Source organism: Sphingopyxis sp. PET50 (assembly GCF_025244705.1).
Taxonomy (GTDB): domain Bacteria; phylum Pseudomonadota; class Alphaproteobacteria; order Sphingomonadales; family Sphingomonadaceae; genus Sphingopyxis.
The window spans coordinates 1,393,466-1,415,656 of record NZ_CP104207.1 but is presented as its reverse complement, the minus strand read 5'-3'; the positions used below and the strand labels follow the sequence as shown (position 1 = coordinate 1,415,656).

At 65.7% G+C, this 22,191-nt stretch carries 19 protein-coding genes and 5 pseudogenes; 14 read left to right on the top strand and 10 right to left on the bottom strand.

All coding sequences use genetic code 11. From position 1 onward, the window contains the following. The first annotated feature begins 2 nt into the window (after positions 1-2). Positions 3-950, top strand: a complete 948-nt coding sequence (locus N0A20_RS07335) for a right-handed parallel beta-helix repeat-containing protein (RefSeq protein WP_260583235.1) — start codon at positions 3-5, stop codon at positions 948-950. Positions 951-1,009: 59 nt separating this feature from the next. Here the strand turns inward: N0A20_RS07335 and virB11 are convergent, their stop codons facing one another. The 6 genes and pseudogenes from virB11 to N0A20_RS20585 form a co-directional block, all read right to left on the bottom strand. Then, the gene (gene virB11, locus N0A20_RS07330; RefSeq protein ID WP_260583234.1) at positions 1,010-2,011 is read right to left on the bottom strand and encodes a P-type DNA transfer ATPase VirB11; all 1,002 of its coding nucleotides are present in this window, start codon (positions 2,009-2,011) and stop codon (positions 1,010-1,012) included. Between the two features lies 1 nt (position 2,012). Beyond that, a complete protein-coding gene (locus N0A20_RS20050; RefSeq protein ID WP_312846618.1) occupies positions 2,013-3,071 on the bottom strand; it encodes a TrbI/VirB10 family protein in 1,059 nt (352 codons plus the stop codon). Continuing rightward, positions 3,068-3,766 (bottom strand): TrbG/VirB9 family P-type conjugative transfer protein, encoded by a 699-nt coding sequence (locus tag N0A20_RS07315; protein WP_260583233.1) that lies wholly within the window; start codon positions 3,764-3,766, stop codon positions 3,068-3,070. The genes N0A20_RS20050 and N0A20_RS07315 overlap by 4 nt, the downstream gene beginning before the upstream one ends. After that, a complete protein-coding gene (locus N0A20_RS07310; protein WP_260583232.1) occupies positions 3,763-4,587 on the bottom strand; it encodes a virB8 family protein in 825 nt (274 codons plus the stop codon). Before N0A20_RS07310 ends, N0A20_RS07315 begins: the two co-directional genes overlap by 4 nt. A gap of 11 nt (positions 4,588-4,598) precedes the next feature. Further along, a complete protein-coding gene (locus tag N0A20_RS07305; RefSeq protein ID WP_260583231.1) occupies positions 4,599-5,258 on the bottom strand; it encodes a type IV secretion system protein in 660 nt (219 codons plus the stop codon). A gap of 205 nt (positions 5,259-5,463) precedes the next feature. Next, positions 5,464-5,619: pseudogene (locus tag N0A20_RS20585) on the bottom strand (hypothetical protein); the annotation flags it as partial. Between N0A20_RS20585 and N0A20_RS07300 the strand changes: the two are divergent. Beyond that, entirely contained in the window at positions 5,543-5,731 is a 189-nt protein-coding gene (locus N0A20_RS07300; protein WP_260583230.1) for a hypothetical protein, read from the top strand. The pseudogene N0A20_RS20585 and the gene N0A20_RS07300 overlap by 77 nt on opposite strands. Positions 5,732-5,834: 103 nt before the next feature. Here the strand turns inward: N0A20_RS07300 and N0A20_RS07295 are convergent. The 4 genes and pseudogenes from N0A20_RS07295 to N0A20_RS07280 all read right to left on the bottom strand — a co-directional run bounded on the left by N0A20_RS07295 (position 5,835) and on the right by N0A20_RS07280 (position 12,216). After that, positions 5,835-8,214 (bottom strand): annotated as a pseudogene (locus N0A20_RS07295) (VirB4 family type IV secretion/conjugal transfer ATPase). Continuing rightward, positions 8,187-8,471, bottom strand: a complete 285-nt coding sequence (locus N0A20_RS07290) for a type IV secretion system protein VirB3 (RefSeq protein WP_260583229.1) — start codon at positions 8,469-8,471, stop codon at positions 8,187-8,189. Before N0A20_RS07290 ends, N0A20_RS07295 begins: the two are co-directional and overlap by 28 nt. Before the next feature lie 8 nt (positions 8,472-8,479). Beyond that, a complete protein-coding gene (locus tag N0A20_RS07285) occupies positions 8,480-8,836 on the bottom strand; it encodes a TrbC/VirB2 family protein (protein ID WP_260583857.1) in 357 nt (118 codons plus the stop codon). A 129-nt stretch (positions 8,837-8,965) separates the two neighbouring features. Further along, positions 8,966-12,216: pseudogene (locus N0A20_RS07280) on the bottom strand (amidohydrolase family protein). On the opposite strand from N0A20_RS07280, the pseudogene N0A20_RS07275 reads away from it, so the two are divergent. The 12 genes and pseudogenes from N0A20_RS07275 to N0A20_RS07220 form a co-directional block, all read left to right on the top strand. Then, a pseudogene (locus N0A20_RS07275) lies at positions 12,188-13,180 on the top strand (CaiB/BaiF CoA transferase family protein); the annotation flags it as partial. The pseudogenes N0A20_RS07280 and N0A20_RS07275 overlap by 29 nt on opposite strands. Before the next feature lie 112 nt (positions 13,181-13,292). Further along, positions 13,293-13,538, top strand: a complete 246-nt coding sequence (locus N0A20_RS07270; protein WP_409574744.1) for a hypothetical protein — start codon at positions 13,293-13,295, stop codon at positions 13,536-13,538. Between the two features lie 74 nt (positions 13,539-13,612). Next, a pseudogene (gene yghU, locus N0A20_RS07265) lies at positions 13,613-14,528 on the top strand (glutathione-dependent disulfide-bond oxidoreductase). A gap of 154 nt (positions 14,529-14,682) precedes the next feature. After that, positions 14,683-15,417: a phage tail protein gene (locus N0A20_RS07260; protein WP_260583227.1), complete on the top strand. Its 735-nt coding sequence runs from the start codon at positions 14,683-14,685 to the stop codon at positions 15,415-15,417. Between the two features lie 58 nt (positions 15,418-15,475). Further along, entirely contained in the window at positions 15,476-16,084 is a 609-nt protein-coding gene (locus tag N0A20_RS07255; RefSeq protein ID WP_260583226.1) for a phage tail protein, read from the top strand. Further along, positions 16,045-16,752: a phage tail protein gene (locus N0A20_RS07250; RefSeq protein WP_260583225.1), complete on the top strand. Its 708-nt coding sequence runs from the start codon at positions 16,045-16,047 to the stop codon at positions 16,750-16,752. Before N0A20_RS07255 ends, N0A20_RS07250 begins: the two co-directional genes overlap by 40 nt. Positions 16,753-16,906: 154 nt before the next feature. Then, positions 16,907-17,398 (top strand): phage tail protein, encoded by a 492-nt coding sequence (locus tag N0A20_RS07245; RefSeq protein WP_260583224.1) that lies wholly within the window; start codon positions 16,907-16,909, stop codon positions 17,396-17,398. Positions 17,399-17,584: 186 nt separating this feature from the next. Beyond that, a complete protein-coding gene (locus N0A20_RS07240; protein ID WP_260583223.1) occupies positions 17,585-18,169 on the top strand; it encodes a phage tail protein in 585 nt (194 codons plus the stop codon). A 154-nt stretch (positions 18,170-18,323) separates the two neighbouring features. Continuing rightward, positions 18,324-18,830: a phage tail protein gene (locus N0A20_RS07235; RefSeq protein WP_260583222.1), complete on the top strand. Its 507-nt coding sequence runs from the start codon at positions 18,324-18,326 to the stop codon at positions 18,828-18,830. Between the two features lie 292 nt (positions 18,831-19,122). Next, positions 19,123-19,560, top strand: coding sequence for a TadE/TadG family type IV pilus assembly protein (locus N0A20_RS07230; protein ID WP_260583221.1), 438 nt, complete (start codon positions 19,123-19,125; stop codon positions 19,558-19,560). 17 nt (positions 19,561-19,577) lie between these two features. Continuing rightward, on the top strand, positions 19,578-21,191 hold the full coding sequence (locus N0A20_RS07225) for a pilus assembly protein TadG-related protein (protein ID WP_260583220.1): 1,614 nt from the start codon (positions 19,578-19,580) through the stop codon (positions 21,189-21,191). A gap of 68 nt (positions 21,192-21,259) precedes the next feature. Then, entirely contained in the window at positions 21,260-22,147 is an 888-nt protein-coding gene (locus N0A20_RS07220; protein WP_260583219.1) for a PAS domain-containing protein, read from the top strand. Positions 22,148-22,191: the final 44 nt, after the last annotated feature.

Sequence of the window (22,191 nt, the reverse complement as noted above, 5' to 3'; positions counted from 1 at the left end):
GGATGAATATCCTGCTCTATGCCGTCGCCCTGGCGGCGGGAGCGATCGGTTTTGCCGCGCCGGCATCGGCGCAGGCGACGCGCACGTGGGTTTCGGGCGTCGGCGACGACGCCAATCCGTGCAGCCGCACCGCGCCGTGCCGGACCTTTGCGGGGGCGATATCGAAGACGGCGGCGGGAGGCGAGATCAATTGCCTCGATCCGGGCAGTTTCGGGGCGGTGACGGTCACCAAGTCGATCTCGATCATTTGTGAAAAGACGATCGGCGGTATCCTGGTGGCGAGCGGTACCGGCATCGTCATCCAGGCCGCCCCGACCGATGTCGTGCTGCTGAGCGGCCTCGATTTCGAGGGCTTGGGTTCGGGGTTGAACGGTGTTGACGTTGTCCGGGCCGGTAGCGTGATCATCCGCAATTCGGGCTTTCGCGGTTTTCAGGTCAGGGCAATCTTTTTTCGCCCGCAGAATGCCGGTGCGTCGCTGACGGTCGAAAATGCGTCGATCAGCGGTGGCACGGTCTCTGGGGGATCCAATAACGGCATTGCCGTGAGTTCCGGTTCCTCCACCAATAGCAGCGCCTCCTTCTGGATCGACAATGTCCGCTTCAGCGACAATCTCTCCATCGGTCTTTCCATCGGCGCAAGCGCTGGCTCCCAAGTGAAAGGCAGTGTTTCGAACAGTCTGTTCGCCGATACGGGCATCGCTATCTATGCTGCGCCGTCCACCGACAGCAGCGTTCAGCTGACGGTGAAGGACAGTGTGATCTCAGGCGGCGTCAACGGTATCCTGGCGGCCAATGGAGCAGGGGTGCAAGTGGGCGGCACCACCATCACCCAGAACAGCGGAACGGGTGTCCTGACATCGAACGGCGCGGCGATTTTAACTTACGGCGACAATGTGGTCACCGGCAACGGCACGGATGGCAGCTTCACTGGAACCGTGCTCAAGAAATAGGCAAGGCAAGCCATCGGGATCAGGAGGGTGTCCGGTCGATCGACCGGACACCCTTTTTCTTACCCCTCGCGCAATTTCACTTCGCTGATATGCCGCTTGCCGCCGCTGCGGCCGAGCTGGACGAAGACATCGACGGTCGAGCGCACATAATGATGAACGTCGGCGCGGTCGAGGCGGCTGCCCGCTTGCAGCACAAGCAAGGTGAGCTGCTCGATCGCGCGTTCGGGACTGTCGGCGTGGATCGTCGTCATCGATCCGGGGTGGCCGCTGTTGACCGCGCGCAGGAAGGAAAAGGCCTCCGGACCGCGCAGTTCGCCGAGGATGATGCGGTCGGGGCGCAGGCGCAGCGAGGCGCTGAGCAGATCCTCGGCGGTCGTATGCGTTTCGCCCAGCGCGCTGCGCGCGGCGAGCAGGCCCACGGCGTTGGGGTGGTGAATGGTGATTTCGGGCGTATCCTCGATCAGGATCAGCCGCTCGCGCTCCGGCACTTCGCGCAGCAGCGCGTTCAGAAAGGTCGTCTTGCCCGACGAGGTGCCGCCCGAGATCAGGACATTCCTGCGGTTTTGCACCGCCGCGCGGAGCAGTGCGGGAATATCCCCCGCATCGAGCAGACCATGCAGTTTCCGGTCGATATCGTCCGCATCGCCGACGCGCCCCGAACGCGTTTCGGCGAAGGCGCCGCTGTCCGCGTAATCGTCGAGCCGCAGATCGGGCGACACATGCTTGCGGATCGCCAGCACCATGGTTCCCCGCGTGGCGGGCGGTGCGACGATCTGAACGCGCGCGCCGTCGGGCATGGTCGCGGACAGCAGGGGATGCTCGCGGTTGATCCCCTGATGCGAAAGCGCCGCGATCTGCCGCGCCAGCCGTTCGAGTATCTGCTCGGTCAGCGCGGGAATATCGTGGGCCTCGATCTTGCCGGTCAGCGATTCGGCCCAGGCTTCGCCCGGGCGGTTGACATAGATGTCGGTGATATCGCTGCGGCCGAGCAGCGGCGCTAGCGGCGCCAGATAGCTGCGGAAATAGACGCGGTCGTCCGGCAAGGCCGCGACATTGCTCATGTCACCGGCGCTCCACGCCCGAAAAGTCGAGGTCGCGCGCGACGAAAACCGAGATGCTGGTGCCCTGCGCCACCTTCAGCGTCGGCGCGATGTTGTTGGGCTGCGGGCGCTGTGCCCCCGTGCCGCCCGGCAGGATCACGACCGGCGAATTGGTGGCGCTCGCGGCGGCATTGACCCCGATGTCGAGCACCGATTGCAGGATCGCTTCGCCGAAACGCGAGAAGAAATGGCTGTTGACCTTGGCCTTCAGCCCACCACGGCCGAGCGGATCGCCCGAGGGCGAATTGAGCGTGATCGTGGCACCATCCGGACGAATGAGCCGGGTCCAGGTGATGAAGGCGCGCTTCTGCCCCTGCGTCGCTTCGGAGCGATATTCGCCGATCAGGCGGCTGCCGCGCGGGATCAGCACGCGGCTGCCGTCGAAACTCCGCACGTCGCGCGACACGATGGCACGCGAGAAGCCGGGACGCGAGCTGTCGAGCGGCGTTTCGAGCACCGCCGGGATCAGCGAGCCCTGAACGACCGTGGTCGAGCGGTTGGCAAGCACGCCGGCGCGAACGCGCGGCGCCTCGCCCGGCGTGGTCCCGGCGGGGCGTTGGTCGGACCCGCCGTCCTGACCCGAACCATTGGCGCCGGTATTGGCGGCGGCGCCGTCGTAGACGAGCACCGAGCCGCCACCGACCGCGCGCGGCGGCGGGGCCGGCGGATCGAAGACCTGCGGCGGCCCCTGCGGCGGCGACGGCATGTAGACGATCTGCGGCTGCGGCGGCGGCGCTTTCGGAACCTGCGTGTCCGGTTCGGGCGCCAGCGGTACCGCGAGATATTCCGGCGGCTGCGGATAGTCGGGCAGGGCGAGCGGCGGCGGCGAGGCGATGATCGCGGTGCCGGTCCCCGCGACCGCGGGCGCCTCGGCGCTGTGGCGCCTGCTTTCGAGCGCGACGAAGAGTATGGCCGCCGCAAGCAAAGCCAGCCCGATCAGCAGCGGGGTCGGGAGACCCTGGCGCGGGCGGCGGACAACGGGGCCGGTGCTCGCGGGCTGGGGAACGGTGGTATCGGTCATTTCGCGCGTGCCGGGCTGCGCCGCACGGCGCGGGCGATCTTGCCGTCGAGACGGAAGACGAGGCGCGGCACCACCTCGTCGATCGTCAATATGCCGTCGCGCATCATCGCATCGACGAGCTTTTCCTGCCCGAGCTCATCGACGATATAGACCGCAGGCAGCGTCGCATCCTCGCTCCACTGCATGAAAGTGCGTGCACCATCCTCGCTGATCGCCGTCGGGAAAAGCTCCGGCACGCCGGTCAGCTTGTAGAGGCCCTGGTCGATACGCTGCTCGTCGGGCAGGGTCAGGACCGGGGCCGCTTCGGGATAGGCGAAGCGCACGATCTGCGCCGAACCCGCGCCGCCATAGTTCGAAGGCGATAGTTCGAACAAATAGGTACGGGTGCCGGTCACGACCGTCATGTTGGTCGAGATGCCATATTGCAGCGGTTTGACAAAAATGCGGTCGCCGCGGCGGCTGGGCGATACTTGCCAGGCGCTGCTGTCGCCCACCGCAATGTTTTCGATCGTCTCGTCGGGCGAGATCTCGACGGTCAACTGATAGCCTGGTGCGGCCGTGAGGCGGACCACCTTGCCCTCGGCATAGGTCACCCCCTGGATCGCCGCATCGGGACCGATCGGTTGCGGATCGACCTGCGCGGCGGCGGGCAGGGCGACCAGCGCGAAAAGCAGCGCGGGCGCTAGCCGGATCATAGCGTGACCTGCGTACCGTTGGGCAAGACCTTGACGACATCGCCCTTGCGCGGCGGCCCTGCCGGGGGCTGCGGCAGGGCTTCGCTACCAACGGCGCCCGGAGCGGGGGTGCCGCCGGCGACCGCCGGGCGGGTTTCCACCGGCGCGGCGGCAGGCAGCATCTCCGCATCGCGGCGATAGCTCGTCACCTGGAAACCGAGCGGGTTGAAGACGCGGTCCTCCTGTTTCATCGGCTCGCCCACATAGCGATATTTGATCGTCGCGACCCAGCTCTGCGCGGGCTGCCAGTCCCCCGCGGCGTCGCGCCGACGGGTATCGAAGCGGACCAGCGCGACATTGGCGCTGATCGGCGACACGCTCTTCACCTGCGTCTCGACCACCGTGTTACGGGGATATTTTGCCAGCGGGCTGGCCGGATTGCTCGCTTGCATCAGCGCCAGATAGTCGCTGCGCGCCCTGTCAGCCGACCACAGCGCGATCTTGCGATAGTCGTTCTGGATCGAATCGACGTCGTAATTCTCGCGCCCGATGACATATTGGACGAGGAAGCTCTGCGTCAGCGCGGTGTCGCCGTTGACCCGCGCGGGTTCGAGCGGATTGAGCGCCTGGACATAGCCGGTATGGCGATCGACGAGCAGGGTATAGGGCTCGACGGTCTTGAGCGGGGTCAGGAAAACGAGCGCCAGCGCCTCGAACAGCGCGATCGCCGCGGCCACGCCCGCGACGATCCACGCCGTCCGCCGCGATCTGGTCAGTTCGTCGTGCCGGTCAGCGCCCCAGCTTTGGGCGGCCTGCAGATAGTCTTCGCGAGTCTGTTTCATATCCTGTTTCATCAGCGTGTGTCCCGACGGCTTGCGCTGGTCGAGCTGCGACCGGTGGTGCGGCGGCGCGCGGGGGCCTCTCCGCCCGTGTCGATCGGCGCGCGCTGCGGATTGGGCCCGGATGTCGAAGCGGCGGCGCTGGCGACCGCACGGGCGCGGTCACGGCCGCCGCCGCCCGCACCGGCGCCCGCCGAGGCTTCGCGGCGCTGCATCGCCTCGACCGCATCGACGACGACCGCGGCGCGCGAGCGCGGGTCGGCGCGATCGGCGGGCTGCGGCAGCAGGCGCTGGCCCGCCCCCGAAGCCGCGCCGCCGAGCGAGGCGGGCAGATATTGCCGGGTCCATTGCCAGCTCGGCAGGCGCAGCCCCGCGGCGACATAGAAGGAGACGAGCAGGACCGCGAGCGTGACGATGGCAAAGGCGATACCGAGCACGAGCAATTCGGTCGCCGATCCCGCGATCGAATAGCCCGAGGCGCGCAGGTTGATCAGCGTTACGACCCGCGGCTGGACGATCGCCGTTTCGACCGCCAGCACCAGCGAACTCGCGGTGGTACCGAGCGTCAGCCCGATCAGCCCCCGCAGCCAGCCGCCGAAGATCCCGCGCGTCGCATCGAACAGCAGGAAGCCAATGAACAGCGGCCCGAGCGCGAGCAATACGCCGAGCGGCAAGACGGGTCAGCGCGATGCTGCCGATCGCGCCGGTCAGGAAGCTCATGCGCGCGGCGCCGAGCGCCTTGGTCTCATAGGTGGTGTCGGGTTCGATCCCCTGATCGTCGCTGACCCCCGCGCGGTTCGGCTCGGAGCCAATGCCCCAGGCGTTGAGCGTGCGCAGCGCGCGGTCGGTTTCGGACAGGCGGTCGGTGAGCGCGGCGCCGCCACCGGTCAGCGAAGCGGCTCCGCCCACGCTGGCACCCAGTTGCGCCGGGCTGTCGATCGCGACGTCATAGATCAAAGTGCGGAAGGCGGGCCAGCTCGTCGCGAGCGCCAGCACGATGCCGATCTTGGCAAAGATCAGCAGCCCGCCGCCCAGGTCGGGCCCGCGCCCGACGAACATGCGATATCCGATCAGCGCGACGAAGATCGTCAGCATCGCGGTCAGGAAGGCCATGATGCTCGACCCCGGCGCCGACAGCGCGAGATAGCCGGCGTTGCCGATCGTCTGCGCATGGCATTCGATCGACGCGAGCGTCCCGGCAACGAAGCTGTCGCCCGACGAGGGCGCGCAGGCCGTGGCGAGCGCGAAGCTCATGCGACCGCCAGCAGGCGCGACATCCACACGCCGGGATCGTCGCCCGCGGTCTCGCGGATTTCGTCGAGCAGCCGCACGGTCCGCTCGCGGCCCGACAATATGGTGAGCATGTCGCGCTCGCCGGTCAGGTTGAGCCGCACCACGACGCTGTCGTTGCCATGCTTGACGAGGAAGCAATGCGCGTCGTCGGGCAGGGTACGGATGAGCTGATACTCATGTTCGGTCAGACCGAAACCGTCCATATAGTCGGCGGCGCGCGCTTTCGGGTTCGCCATGAAGATCTGCGTCGCAACCTGTTCGATCAGCGCGCTGGCGATCTTGCTTTCGAGCGCATCCTGCGCGCTCTGCGTCGCGAAGCCGACGATGCCGTTGCGCTTGCGGATCGTCTTTTCCCAATCCTTGATCCGGCGCACGAAGACGTCGTCGTCGAGCGCCTTCCAGCCCTCGTCGACGACGATGATCGTCTTCTCGCCGGTCAGCCGTTCCTCGACGCGGTGGAACAGGTACATCATCGTCGGGGTGCGCATCGCGGCATCGTCGAGGATGACCGTCATGTCGAAGCCGATCGTCGGGCTGTCCATGTCGGTCAGATCCTCGACATTGTCGAACAGCCAGGCGCGCTCGCCGTCGCCCCACCAGGGGCGCAGGCGCGACCACATGTCGTCGGCGCGCGGGCGGTGGCCGCCGCGGAACAATTCGGCGACATGGCGCAGGCGGCGGTGCGCCGGCTGGCTGCGCATAACTTGCGTCTACCGCATCCTTGATCTGCGCCATTTCCTCGATGCTGGCGCCGCCGACGAGCTGTGCAAGCCAGTCGATCAGGAACTGGCGGTTCACCGGCGTGTCGTCGAGCTGAAGCGGGTTCAGGCCGCTCGCGACGCCGGGGCGTAGCTGGTCGTAACGGCCGCCGATCGCGCGGATGAACAGCTCGGCGCCGCGGTCCTTGTCGAAGAAGATGATGCGCGGATCGAAGCGGCGCGCCTGCGCAAGCAGGAAGTTGACGACGACCGTCTTGCCCGAACCCGACGGCCCGATGACGGTGAAGTTGCCGAGATCACCCTGGTGGAAATTGAAATAATAGGGGCCGACGGCGGTGGTTTCGAAGACGGTGACCGCCTTGCCCCACACATTGCCGTCGGCGCGTCCCGCAGCGAAATTATGCCCGCTGGCGAGCCCCGCGAAATTGGCCGAGGAGACCATGCCGCGGCGGACGATATATTTGAAGTTGCCGGGGAATTGCGACCAGAAGGTCGGTTCGAGCGCGATATCCTCGCGTACCGAGATGATCCCGAGTTCGGCGAGCGATGCCTGGACGTCGGCGATATTGGCGCTGACCTCGGCCTCGCTCGCGCCATGGACGGCGATCGTCATATGATGTTCGCCGAAAGCGGCGCGGCCCGCGGCGACATCGTCCTTGGCGCGCGCAAGCTGGTCGCGCAGGCTGAGCGCTTCATCCTCGGTCGAGCGCATGCGGCGCAGCGCGAGGTTCATCTTGCCGAGCGCGGGCTGGCGGTCAACGAAGGCGAAGCTTTGCGTCATCACCATCTCGAACGGCAGGCGCAGCAGTTCGTCGAACATGCCGGTCGCGGTCGACGACGGATAATCCTTGATCGCGACCATGCCGGTGAAGCGCGGCGCGGAATCCGCAACGGGGGCGAGTTCGATCGTCTCGGCGCCGAAGCTGATCCGCCGGTCGGGCAGATAGTCGCCCGCGTCCTGATGCGGCGCGAGCAGCTGGCGCGGCTCGCCCGAATAGAGCTGGCCGAAAAATTCGAGCGGTTCGGAGCACAGCCCCTGGTCGGTATCGTAGAGGCCGAGAAGCTCGGGCTGGTAGCTGCCGAGCTGCGCGATCAGCGCCTCGCGCGCCGTGTCGAGCACGCGCAGTTCCTGTGCCACGGTCGCCCGATAATCCTGCCCCGTCTGGCCGAGCCAGCCCGACAGACGGTCGAGCAGCCCCATCCGCCCCGGCGCGGGACGGCGGACGAGGGTGAGGTAAAGGTCGTTGCGGTAGAGCTGCTTCGTCGCGAGCCGCGCATGCCATCGTTCGTCGAGCCCGGCGGAGAAGTCGTCGCCGAATTCGCCGTCCAGTTCGATGCTCGCCTCGCGCCGCACGACATGATGATAGAGGGCATAGCGCGAAGAGCCGATCGCCTGCAGCATCGCGTCGCGCAGCAGCTTGCGGTAATTGAGCTCGTCGCTGTCGGCGGTTTCGAACAAGATGCCGCGCAGGCGGATCACCTGCATCAACAGCCCGTCGCGCGTCTCGATCGTATGATCGTCGATGTGGCGCGCATAGGGCAGATGCTTGCCCGCCGGCACCTCGCCGTCACTCGCCGCCGGGCGGGGCTTCAGGGTCGGTAGGAGTTGCACTGCCAGGTCTTGAAATTCTTGACGCGCGGACAGCGGCTGACCTTGGTCAGCCAGATGTCGAAGAAGCGCGGCTCGCGCAGGCACAAAAGCGCGCCGACCAGATGGATCACCAGCGCGCCGAACAGCGCCCAGAGCGAACGGAAGATCAGGAACAGCTCGGTCGCCGCGATCGCATTGATCACGAAGAAGCTGTAGGTGACGCCCGCGAACATCTGCGGGCGCGTCAGCGCCACGAACAGGGTATCGCGGTCGAGGTCGCTCATCGCGCCCTCTAGAGCCCGCCCGAGGTCGACTGGATGCCCGCGACGATGCTCGCGGCGCCGAAGAGGATGAAGCAGCCAAGGATCACGGTCGCGCCGTAGCGCCAGTTGATCCGCCCGGTGAGCATCAGGAACCCGACCGAAGCGACCGCGATGATGGCGACCACGGTCGCGACCGTACCGAGCAGCGTACCCTGCAACCAGCGCACCGCGTTGACGATGGCCCCCGAACCTTCGGGATCGGGCAGGCTGCTTTGCGCATAGGCGGCCGACGCATGGAACAGCCCCGTCAAGGACGCCGCCATCGCCGATATTCTGGCACTCAGTCTACGCAAAACCTTCCCCCCGGCCAGCTCAGCCTCGTTCATCCCCAAGGGTAAATGTCTATAGGCCAAGGGCTTCGCGGCGCAAGGGTGATGCGCCGTTCACCACAACAGCTCATCGTTTCATAACGGGAGGCGGGCCGGGCGTCGAATCCCGGACGCGCTCCCCATATTTTATTGGGCCGACGGCGAGTCGGTTTCCCAGCCATAGGCGCCGCGTTTGCGGTTGCCGGTATCGACCTCGTTCATCGTCAGCGGATCGTAGAGGCGGCCACCGAGCATCACGCGGTGGATCTTTTCGGTGTTGCGGATGTCCTGCGTCGGGTCGGCGTCGAGGATGAGCAGGTCGGCGAGCTTGCCGGGTTCTAAGGAGCCGACATCCTTCGCATAGCCGAGCGACTGTGCGGGCATGATCGTCGCGGCGCGCAGCGCGTCAACATTGCTCCAGCCGCCGCGCACGAACGACCATATCTCCCAATGCGCGCCGAGGCCAGGCTGCTGGCCGTGCGCGCCGATCGAGACGTTGCGTCCGGCGGCGGCGATCTTCCCCGCCTCGCGTGCCGAATCATCGTCGACATAATCGCCCTCGGGCGCGATCACGCGGCGCTTGTTCTGGGCGGCGAGTTCCGCGCGGCGGCGCGTGGCGCGACAGGATCGGATGCTCCCACACATTGGTGTGGGCGCGCCAATAGGGGTCGCCCGCCGGACCGCCATAGGTGACGACCAGCGTCGGCGTGTAATCGACCTTCGTCTGGCCCCAGAGCTGCACCAGATCCTGATAGAAGGTGTGGAGCGGGATATTATGCTCGACGGTCGAATTGCCGTCCTGGATCAGCGTCAGGTCCATCGTGTAGAGCGAGCCGCCCTCGGGGACGACCTCCATGCCCTCGGCCTGGGCGGCCTTCACCACCATCTGCCGCTGTTCGCGGCGCGGCTGGTTGTAATTCTTGACGCTGCGCGCGCCCTGCGCCTTCAGGCGGCGGACATGGGCGAGGGCGTCCTCATAGCCGTTGATCTCGGCATAGACGCCCGCCGCTTTGGCGCCATAGATGACCTCGCCGGTGGAAAAGATGCGCGGCGCGAGGATCAGCCCGGCGCGCTGCATTTCCGACGAGGGGAAAATCTCCGAGGCGCGCGACGAGGGGTTGTGGCTCGTCGTCGTGCCCATCGCGAGGTTGACGATCTCCGACCAGTTCCGCTGCGGCACCAGTTCGTCGTCGCCGTGCGATCCGTGCGCGTGGGCATCGACGAAGCCGGGAACGATCGTCTTGCCGGCGGCATCGACAGTGACCGCGCCCGCGGGCACGCTGATCGACGCGAGCGGGCCGACCGCGGTGATGCGGTCGCCCTCGATCACGATCGCGCCATCGTCGATGATGCCGCCGTCCTTGCTCGCCATGGTGACGATCCGCGCGCCGGTGATGACGACGGTGCCCTTATGCTTCGCCGCGGCCTGCGTCATCGACAGGGAAACGCCGTCGGTCGGCGGGGTGAATTTCGGAGCCTTGTCGTCCGCTGCGGCGCGTTGAGGAACAGGCTGGCGAGGTCGGCGCTGAACAATGTCGCGCCCCGGCTCCAGTGAAGTTTCGCGCCGCCGTTCGACCAGTGCATATAGTCGGCGCCGCTGCCGCTGACGCGCGTGACCGGCAGCGCGCCGCTCTTGGTGCCGAGCGAGACATCCTGCCCGCCGGGCATCAGCGGCGTGACATAGGCGTCGTAATTCTGGCGGAAGGCCAAAGTGCGGCCATCGGGCGAAATCTCGTAATCGCTGACCAGTTCGCCGCTGGCGTGCACGCGCTTGTCCTGGCCGTGGAGGTCGGTGCTCACGAGCTGGCTCTTGCCGTCGCCTGCGGTGATCATGAAGATGCGGTCGTTGTCCGCTCCGAACTGCGGCTTGGCGCCGTCGGAACTGATGCGCTCGGGCGCGCCGCCAGTGGCCGCGACGCGATAGATTCCCGGATCCTCGCTCCAGCGCGTCGAAGTCAGCCCGCCACTGCCGCGCCGTTCAAAGGCGATGGTCTTGCCGTCGGGCGAGAAACGGGGTTCGGCATAATGGCCCGGATTCGTCGTGACCTTGCGGGAAGCGCCGCCCGTCGCCGGGGCGACATGGATTTCACCCAGCGCGTCGTCGGTCCAGCGCACGAAGGCGATCGACTTGCCGTCGCGCGACCAGCTCGGCCACGCTTCCATCGCATCGTCCTTGGCCGCGGTCAGCCGGCGCGCGGTGCCGCCGCTTGCGGGCTTGGTCCACAGCTTCCCCAGCGTTTCGAAGACCACCGTGCGGCCGTCGGGCGAGACCTCGGCCCAGCGCGGCATTTTCGTTTCGAAACTGTCGGGCGCGACCTCGACCGTGGGATGAGTCGCGTCGATCACCACGCGATCGTCGACGATCCGGAAGGGAATGATGCGAGCCTCGCCGCCTAGGCACCGCCGACGCGGCGCAGCTTGCCGCCGGCCCAGAAAATCACATCCTTGCTGTCGCGCGTCCACGCCATGTTCGGATAGACGCCGGTAACGGCCCAGGTTTCCTGCACATCCTGATCGAGCGCGTCATAGACTTTCTTCTCGGTGCCCGAGGCGAGGTCCTTGACATAGAGCTTCGACTGCGCCCCCTCGCGGCGGACATAGGCCAGCTTCGTGCCGTCGGGTGAGGGGGTGGGCCGGACCGCGCCGCCCGCTCCCGATGCGGCGGTGCTGATTTCGCCGTCGGCAAGGTCGTAGCGCTCGATGTGGAACAGGTCGGTGTTGCTGTCCTGCGCATATTCGAAGATCGGCCCCGGCGTGACGTTGCGGGTATAGAAGACGCTCTTGCCGTCGGCGGCGAAGATCGGCTCCCCCAGTTCCTTCTGGTGGCGCTCGTTGGGCTTCTTGACCAGCGGCACCCCTGCGCCGCCGGAGACATGGTACATCCAGACCTCGCCGGTGCCGAGCGAGCGCCCGGTGGTGAAATGCTTCTTGGCGACGATATATTGCCCGTCGGGGGACCAGCTCGGCTGGTTGAGCAGGCGGAAATCTTCTTTCGACAGCTGCACCTTGCCGCTGCCGTCGCGGTTCATCAGCCAGATATTGTCGCCGCCGCCGCGGTCGGAGACGAAGGCGATGCGGCTGCCGTCGGGCGAAAAGCGCGGCTGGTGCTCATAGGCGAGGCCTTCGGCGATGCGCGTCGGCGTGCCGCCCTCGATCGGCATCGTGTAGATGTCGCCGAGCAGGTCGAAGGCGATCGTGCGGCCGTCGGGCGCGACGTCGACGTTCATCCAGCTGCCCTCGTCCACCGCGATGCTCACCTTGCGCGTCGTCATGCCCGGCGGCGCGTTGACGTCCCATTTCTCGTCCTTCTTCTCGTCGGCGGGTGCGGCGGCGGTTTGAGCGAGGACCGAGGTCGAGCAGGCCAGCGACATGGCCAGGGCGAGTGCAAAGCGCGCCATTTTAGTTTCCCCTGTTGAAATTATGCTGCGACCATATGGCTTTGGCACGCGAGTGCAAGGCCGGGGTTTCGATGAAGGCGCTGGCACGGTCGACGGACGGCTGCTAGCTCCCGGCCGCAGACAAGATGGGGGAGGGTGCGGCGTGCCGCTCAGGGGTATCCGGGTGCTCGATTTCGGGCGCTATATCGCGGGCCCCTATTGCGGCGCGCTACTCGCCGATTATGGCGCCGACGTCATTCGCATCGAGGGTCCGGCGGGTAACGAAGATCGCTTTTCGGTCCCGGTCGCGGAGGACGGATCGGGCGCGATGTTCCTGCAGATGAACCGGAACAAGCGCTGCCTGACGCTCAAGCCGGGCAGCGAGGCGGGGCGCGAGATCGTGCGCAAGCTGGTGACCACCGCCGACGTCGTGATCGCGAACATGCCCGACGACGCGCTGGTCAAGCTGGGCCTCGACCATCCGACGCTGGCGGCGCTCAATCCGCGTGTGGTCCTCGTCACCGCCTCGGCGTTCGGCAGCGACGGCCCCTTGGCGCAGCATGTCGGCTTCGATGCGGTGGGACAGGCGATGTCGGGTGCGGTGCATATCAGCGGCCGCGATGGCGAGCCCGCCCGGGCGCAGGTCAATTATGTCGATTTCGCCACCGCGCTGCACTGCGCCTTCGGCGTGATGCTGGCACTGCGCGAGCGCGAGACAACGGGGAGAGGCCAGCGCGTGTCGGGATCTTTGCTCGGCACGGCGCTGGCGATCACCAACGGCCTGACCATCGACCATGCGGTGAACGGGGTCGAGCGCGGCATGCTGGGCAACCGCGCCTTCAGCTCGGCGCCGACCGACATCTTCGCGACGCGGGACGGGTGGATCATGACGCAGGTCGTCGGCAATCCGATCTTCGCGCGCTGGGCGCGGCTGGTCGGGCGGCCCGAGCTGGCCGACGATCCGCGCTTCGCCAGCGACATTTTGCGCGGGAATCATGGCGAAGAGCTGAGCGCGGTGATGGTCGAGCTGGTGCGCGGCGCGGACCAACGCGCAAGCCTTGGCCGAACTGGGCGAGGCGAAGGTTCCGGCGGGGCCGGTGCTCAGGCCCTCGGAGGCATTGGCCCATCCGCAAGTCGCGGCAACCGGGCTGGTCGATGCGATGGATTATCCGGGCGGTTTCGGCTCTGCCCCGGTCGTGCGCACGCCGATCATGCTGTCGGCGAGCGCCAAGGCAAAGCCGGTTGCCGCGCCGCGACTGGGGGCCGACAGCGACGCGATCCTCGCCGAGATCGGTTATGACGCCGCGGCGATTTCGGCTTTGCGCGCCGAAAACATTATTTGAACCGCGCCGACTGGACGGGACGGCAGGGTGCGATTAGATACCGGTCAGTACACAATAATCGCAGGAGTGCCCCGATGAGCGACGCCACCGACTATGTTCCGCCGAAAATCTGGACCTGGGACAAGGAAAGCGGGGGGCGTTTCGCGAACATCAACCGCCCGATCGCCGGGCCGACCCACGACAAGGAGCTGCCGATCGGCAAGCATCCGCTCCAGCTCTATTCGCTCGGCACGCCCAATGGGGTGAAGGTGACCGTGATGCTCGAGGAATTGCTCGCGCTGGGCCACAGCGGCGCCGAATATGACGCCTGGCTGATCAACATCGGCGAGGGCGACCAGTTTTCGAGCGGCTATGTCGCCGCCAATCCGAACAGCAAGATCCCGGTGCTGGTGGACCGTAGCGGCTCCGAGCCCACCCGCGTCTTCGAATCGGGCGCGATCCTGATCCACCTCGCCGAGAAATTCGGGGCGTTCCTGCCGACCGAGACCGCCGCGCGGGCCGAAACCCTGTCGTGGCTGATGTGGCAGATGGGCAGCGCGCCCTTCCTCGGCGGCGGTTTCGGCCATTTCTACGCCTATGCGCCGACCAAGATGGAATATCCGATCAACCGCTATGCGATGGAGGTGAAGCGCCAGCTCGACGTGCTCGACCGGCGCCTCGCCGAAAGCGAATATATCGCTCGGCGCCGATTACACGATTGCCGACATGGCGATCTGGCCCTGGTATGGCGCGCTCGTCAAAGGGCTCGTCTATGACGCCGGCGAGTTCCTGCAGGTGCAGGACTATAAGAATGTCCTCCGCTGGACCGACCAGATCGCGGCGCGGCCTGCGGTGAAGCGCGGGCGGATGGTCAATCGCGTGACGGGCGATCCGGCGAGCCAACTCCGCGAACGGCACGACGCGTCGGACTTCGATTTGCGCACGCAGGACAAGTTGGAGCTAAGCCGATGGCGGCTGAAGCCAAATAAATATTGGGGTCTGCGCCATTGACCCGGATGAAAATTTGCGGGATTCTATGCCAATAGGATATCGGAACAGATCAGTTCACTTGTGATGGCCGCTCCCGGCGCCCGCAATAAATCATTGCGCGCTCCGGTGTGGTGGCGCTGCATGTCAAGCATAGCAAAAATGTGAAAACCGTGCCTTGGAACGCGCGTTTTTTGCTTTTTGCAATCAACGGCAAACGGGTGATCCGCGTTTGACATTCTGTCAAAAAGGCATATCTTTCGCGCCCACTACTTCGGGCAATTGGGGGGATGAGACGATGGCTTTCGTTCGTAAATCGCGCTGGTTCGCCGCCGCGGCCGCTTTGGCCGTTGCCGCAGGCGCCGTGGCGCCCGCATCGGCGCAGGATCGCTACATCGGCGAGATCGTCAAATTTCCTTATAATTTTTGCCCGCGCAACACGATGGAGGCGAACGGCCAGCTGGTGTCGATCGCAAGCAATTCGGCCCTTTATGCGCTGTACGGCACGACCTATGGCGGCGATGGCGTGACGACCTTCGCCTTGCCCGACATGCGCGGGCGCTATGCGATGCATACCGGCACCGGACCCGGGCTGACGACGCGCGTGCTGGGCCAGACCGGCGGCACCGAATCCAATACGATGACCTTGGCGAACATGCCGCTGCACGAACATTTTGCCTTCATGAAGGGCACGAGTTCGGTCGGAAACGCGACCAGCCCGGTGGGCAATGCGTTCGGCATCACGCCTGCGAACAAATATATCAGCGGCACTATCCCGGTATCGCAGTTGATGGAACGCGGTACGGTCGTGGTCGGCAACACCGGCGGCAACCAGCCCTATCCGATCATCCCGCCGGTGCTCGCCATTCGCTATTGCGTCCAAGCGTTCGGCATCTTCCCGTCACAGAATTGACGGGCGATCCAGGGCGTTTCATGCATCGAAGACATAGGGATTTCAGGGGAGTATGACGATGCGGCATGCAAGGACTTTCGCATTCGGAGCGACCGCCACGCTGGCGCTCGCGATGGCGGCGCCGGCGACGGCTCAGGATTTTTTTCTCGGTCAGTTCATCGAAGTCGGCAACGGCTTTTGCCCGCGCTTCTTTTTGGAAACCAATGGGCAAATACTCGCGATCAGCACGAACACCGCGCTCTTCTCGCTGCTCGGAACCACCTATGGCGGCAACGGGGTCACGACCTTCGCCTTGCCCGACCTGCGCGGACGGATGGCGATCAGCGTAGGGCAGGGACCGGGCCTCGCTCCCTACAATCTCGGCCAGGTTGGCGGTGCCGAGTCGACGACGATCGGCATCTCCAATCTGCTGGCGCACATCCATTCCGGCGCCATCGAAACGGCGCCCGCGGCGGCGAATGAGCGGCGGTCGTTCCGCAACGCCTTTTCCGTCACGGCCGACAATCAATATGCGACGGGGACCAATCTGGACCTGACGATGCACAGCGAGACGATCACGGTGCAAAAAGCCGGCGGCACCGAGACGACCGTCGCGCCGACGATGTCGCCGTTCATCGTGACGCGCATGTGCATCGCGACGTCGGGTATCTTCCCGTCGCGCAACTGATGGTTGTCGACGGCGCATTGCAAATTTTGGGGGAGGCGGACATGACACGCACAGGGAATTTTCGCAAAGCCGCGCTGGCGTTGGCACTGACCGGCAGCTCGCTGGCCTATTCGTCGCCGGCATTGGCGCAGGCCATCGATCCAAATCTCGGACAGTTCATGCTGGTCCCCTATAATTTCTGCCCGCGGGGCTGGATCTCCGCGTCGGGACAGCTACTCTCGATCGCCCAGAATACCGCGCTTTTCTCGCTCCTGGGTACGACTTATGGCGGCAATGGCCAGACGACCTTTGCGCTGCCCGACCTGCGCGGGCGCACGGCGGTCAATCAGGGCCAGGGTCCCGGACTGTCTCCCTATACGCTCGGTGAGATAACAGGGCAGGAGGCGCACACGCTGTCGGTCAACGAAATCCCGTCGCATACCCATCGTTCGGCGATCCAGACGGCCAATGCGCAGGCCAATTCGACCTCGCCGGGTGGTACCGCCATCGGAATCTCGTCGAACAACAGCTTTCTTAGCGGCGGCGGCGACCCGGTGGGCAATCTGATGAACGCGGGAACGGTTCAGTTCCAGCCGACGGGGAACAGCATCCCCATCCCGGTTCGCCCGCCCTATCTCGCGGTGCAGTGGTGCATCGCGATGGAAGGCGTTTTCCCGGCGCGCAACTGACCGTCGCGCTGCGGCGGGCCGATATCGGGTCCGCAAGCCCCGGGATGAGCAAATACGAGCGGACGGCGCCCGGCGGGCCGGCCGCTCGTCCGCCATTGACTTGCGTTAAATTTTCATTAGCCTTTCCGCGGGTTCAGAGGTGGGGGAAAAAGCGATGGCTTTCGCCAATAGATCGCGTGCGCTTTTGGCGGGCACGTGCCTTGCATTCGGCCTGGTGGCCGCGCCGTCCGTGTCGGCCCAGGACTATCGGATCGGTGAGATTATCAAGACGTCCTTTACTTTCTGTCCGCGCGGCACGTTGTCGGCAAGTGGGCAGATATTGTCGATCGCCCAGAACACGGCGCTTTTTTCGCTGCTCGGCACGACCTATGGCGGTAATGGTCAGACCACCTTCGCCTTGCCGGACATGCGCGGGCGCTATTCGATGAAGGATGGGACCGGACCCGGATTGAGTCCGCGCACACAGGGCGAACGGGGTGGAACCGAGACGACGACCCTCACCCTCAGCCAGATGCCGCTCCATGCGCACACCGGCGTGATCCGCACGACGAGCGCGGCAGGCGACAGCCGCGTTCCTTCCGTGCGATCTTTGCGACCACGCCCGCGAACGCCTATGTTCAGGGCACCGATCCCTATTCGCAATTGATGAACCGGGAGACGATGATCGTTCGCCCCACGGGCAACGCTCAGCCGTTCAACCACGTGCCGCCTTATCTGGCGATTCAATATTGCATCGTGACGGAAGGGATATTCCCGGCGCGCAGCTGACAAGGTCGCGCCGATCGCTGGACGAATTTCGAGGGGAGTGACGATGGAGCGGCAAGGGACATATTTGGCGACGGTTGCCACGGCGGCGATAGCAGTCATGACCGTGCCGCAGGCGTCCGCGCAGGACTATTTCATAGGCCAAATGTTCGAGACGGCGGCAAACTTCTGCCCACGCGGATATGCCGAAGCCAATGGACAGCTTCTGTCGATCGCACAGAACACCGCGCTATTCTCGTTGCTCGGCACCACTTATGGCGGCAATGGCCAGACGACCTTTGCGCTGCCCGACCTGCGCGGGCGCATGGCGATCAATCAGGGGCAGGGTCCCGGACTGTCTCCCCATACGCTCGGTGAGATCGGCGGTGTCAGATCGAGGACGCTGACGATCCTGCAATTGGCGCAGCACACGCACGAGGCGGCGTTCCAGACGGTCAATGCCCAGGGAAATGAAAGAAGGTCGTTCCGCAATGCGTTCGGCATCGCCCCCGACAATCAATATTCGAGTGTCGTCCAGTTCGACGGAGCTCTCAATGCGAATACGCTCGCGATCCAGAGAACCGGCGGGGCGGATCCGGTCGCGAACATGTCGCCCTTTATCGTGATGAAGCATTGCATCGCGCTTGAAGGAATTTTCCCGTCGCGCAATTGAGATGCGGAGACGAGGAACGGCTTGAGACTATTGGAGGCGGATATGACGCAGCGGACAATGGGAAAACTGGCGATTGGCCTGATGTTGAGTGGCACGGCGCTGAGCACACCGACAGCCGGCGGCGGCACAGGTCACACCGCTGCTCGGCCAGTTGATGCTGACGCCTTACAATTTCTGCCCCCGGGGCTGGACGTCGGCAAGCGGACAAATCCTGGCCATCTCGACGAATACGGCACTTTTTTCGCTACTCGGCACAACCTATGGCGGCAATGGCCAGACGACCTTTGCGCTGCCCGACCTGCGCGGGCGTGCGCCCGTTCACGCCGGTTCGGGGCCGGGCCTCTCGCCTTATAGCCTGGGAGAGGTTGGCGGGACCGAGACGGTCACGCTGACACCGAACAATCTGCCGAGGCACGACCATCGCGGCGCCATCCAGACCGCCAACGCGGCCGCGAACAGCACGACGGCAAACGGCAATGCCTTCGGTATCTCGTCGAACAACAGCTATGTGACCGGCATCGACCCGGTAAGCAATCTGATGGACCGGACGATGATCCAGATTGCTCCGGCGGGCGCATCGCAGCCGATTGAGAATCGCCCGCCTTATCTCACGATGCAATGGTGCATCGCGCTCGCGGGCATTTTCCCATCGCGCAACTGACGCCGGGACGATAGCGGCCGTGCGTCGCGACAGCAAGGCCGCGCCATCGTCAGGCACGGCCTTTGCCATTTTTCGCGGGCGATGAAGATTGCGTATTTTGCGTGAAGTTCGGGGCCGCTCGGAAATAGCGATGGTTAAACCTTGTCGCCGAGCCGTCGGGACCGAATTGCTTTTGGCGGTCTTCGCACAACGGACAATGATGGTGTCGGCAGGCAAAAAACCGCAAAATCGGTAAAATCATTTCGGCGACCGGCTTCGGCGCCCTTCACGGGTCGCGTGTCATCATGTGATCATGTTCAAGATCACGACCCGATGTTCGCCTGGCACCGCGGCTCTTCTGCGCAGCACGCGTGGCACCGCGATGATCGAAACGGCGCTGCTGCTGCCGCTGTTCCTGATGCTGTTGCTCGGCATCCTGATCTATGGCCAATATTTCCTGCTTGCGCACAGCGTGCAACAGGCGGCCAACGACGGCGCGCGCGCCGCGATCACCGGGCTCGATGCCGCCGACCGCCGCGCCATCGCGATCCGTGCGGTCGACCGCAGTATGCAAGGCGTCGGGGGATATCGCAGCGAATTGCGCAGCATAGCGGTGACCGAAAATACCGAGGCGGTGACCGTCAGGCTTGCCTATCACGTCCCCGAAGGGAATTTCCTGCGCTCGTCGCTGGTGCCGTCGCCGGGGAACATCATCGAGGCCAGCGCCACCTTTGAGCTGCCGTCCGAATGAGGCGCGCGCTTCGCCTCTTGCCGCGCCTGGTTCGCGATGACCGCGGCAGCATCAGCATCGCCGCCGCTTTCGGCCTGGTGATGCTGATCGGCGCGGCGGCGCTGGCGGTCGATGTCGGCTCGCTCCATCTCGATCGCCGCAAGCTGCAGGGGATCGCCGATGCCGCGGCACTGGCGGCGGCGGCAAAGCCTGGCGAAGAGCGCGCGGCGGCCGAGCGCATCATCGCGGCCAACTGCGATTGCAACATCGTGATCGCGGCGCTCACGCGCGGAAGCTATGCCGACGACCTCGGCGTGGCCGCGGAACAGCGTTTCTCTGCGGGTGGCGCGGCGCCCAATGCGGTGCGGATCGTGCTGAAGCGCGATCATCCGCTGTTTTTCGGCCGCTTCCTGACCGGGCGCAGGCATAATGTGATCAGCGCGGCGGCGACCGGATCGCGGCGCGGCTATGCGGCCTTCTCGCTCGGGTCGCGGGTTGCCGCGGTCAGCGGCGGCCTGCCGAACGCGATCCTGTCCTCGCTGACGGGCAGCGAGCTCAACCTGTCGCTGATGGACTATAATGCGCTCGCCAGCGCCGACGTCGACCTGCTCCGATTTTCCGATGCGCTGCGCAGCGAGATCGGGGTCGAAGCGCTGACCTTCGGCCAGACGCTCGACAGCCAGGTGACGATGCCGCAAGTGCTGTCGGCGCTCGCGGCGGCGGCCGACCCCGCGGTGGCGCCGATTCTCGACCATATGGCGGCGCGTGCCAGCGCGACGCAACTCATTCCCGCGACGGCGATCGACCTTGGTCCGCGCGCGTCGAGCGTGCGCGTCGACGGTGCCAACCCGGTGCGCGTCAACCTGCTCAGCCTGCTGCGGACGATGCTGCTCCTCGGGGCGGCCGACCGTCAGGTCGATCTCGATCTCGTCGGCGCGCTGCCCGGCGGGTCGCACGTCAAGCTGGCGCTCATCGTCGGCGAGCCGCCCGCCAATTCGCCGCTGATCGCGGTCACCGACGACAATCAGGTGGTGGTGCGCACCGCGCAGGTCCGGCTGCGGCTGGACACCAGGATCGCGACCCCCGTGGCGGCCGTCGAACTGCCGATCCTCGCCGAACTCGGCTCGGCTTCGGCGCGCATCGCGTCGATCGACTGTAGCAAGAATGCGGCCGAGGCCGTGAAACTGGCCGTGACCACAGCGCCCGCATCGCTGGCCATCGGCAAGGTGAGCGACAGCGATTTCCGCGACATGAACCGCCCGCTCGATCCGCAGAAGGCGCAGCTGCTGAAACTGCCGCTCGCGAGCGTCGATGCCGAAGCCGAATTGGTTATGTCCGATCTGGCGGAAAAACCGCTCGCCTTTTCGCGCGACAATATCGCGGCCGGGACGGTCAAGACGGTGTCGAGCACCGGGCTGGTCGCGGGCGCGGCCAGGTCGCTTGCGGACCGGATGGACCTCAGCGCGTCGGTCATCGGGATCGGCTTGAATCTCAACAGCTTGAAGTCGCTTGTCGCGACGACCGTCGGCGCGACGGCGCCGCTGCTCGACGGCATTCTGGAGCAGGTCACGGGCGTGCTCGGCGTCCATGTCGGGCAAGCCGACGCGCGGGTCAACGCGCTCCGCTGCGGCCAGGCGAAGCTGGTGGGTTGATCCGCAACGGAGCGAGGGCGCCGCGCCGCCGCCGTAACAGGCACGAGCGGCAAGCTTCGGAGGATATCATGAACACAGGCCCGGCCTACGAGCGCGTATCGGCGGCGGATTTCATTCGCGGTTTCGCCAGTTGGCGCCTTCATTCGGCGCGCCAGCCGGTAGTGGTCACCCATCATGGCAAGGATGCGCATGTGCTGATCTCACTCGACCAATATCGCCGGATGGGCGGGGCGGGCGATGGGCCGTCGGCGTCGGCGCAGCTGGCGCAATCGCAGATACTTTTGCTCGAATCGGTGCGCGACGGGTTGATCCTGATCGACCGCGAGCGGCGGATCGCGGCGCTCAACCCCGCCGCGAGCGACATGGTCGAGCGCGCGGCCTCGTCGCTGATCGGGCAATCGCTCGCGGCGGCGCTGCCGGGAATCGAGACCAGCCTGATCTTTCATCACATCCAGCGCATGATCGACCATCGCGAGCGTTTTTCGGGCGACCTGCCCTCGCTGCTGCGGCCCGGGCAGTGGCTGCACGCCGATCTGATCCCGTTGCCGGTCGGCGGAGCGATCATCCTGCGCGACGTCAGCGAGGCGATGGCCGCGCTCGAGGCGAGCGATGCGCGTGCGGCGGCGCTGCGCGCGCTCGACACGGACGGCGGCATCGGGCGCGCCGCGATCTCGCTGCGCGAGGCGGTCGAACAGGCCAATGATACGCTGGCGGCGATGCTCGGCGTGAGCGGCGAGGCGATCCGCCGGGTAAAATTCTCGGCGCTGCTGGCGGTCGCGCGGCGGGCGCAATTCTCTGAGGCGCTGGAGGATGTTCTGCGCGCGGGCCGACCGGTGCGGATCGAATCCGACCTGGTGGTTCGCGACGGCGCGATCGTGCCGGTGACGCTGTCGATCGCCGAACGGCGCAACGCCTATTTCAGCGACGGGGCGGTGGTGCTGGTGACGCGGCGATAACATCGGCGCGCTGGACAAGGCGGCGGATTTTCACGATGGTCGCG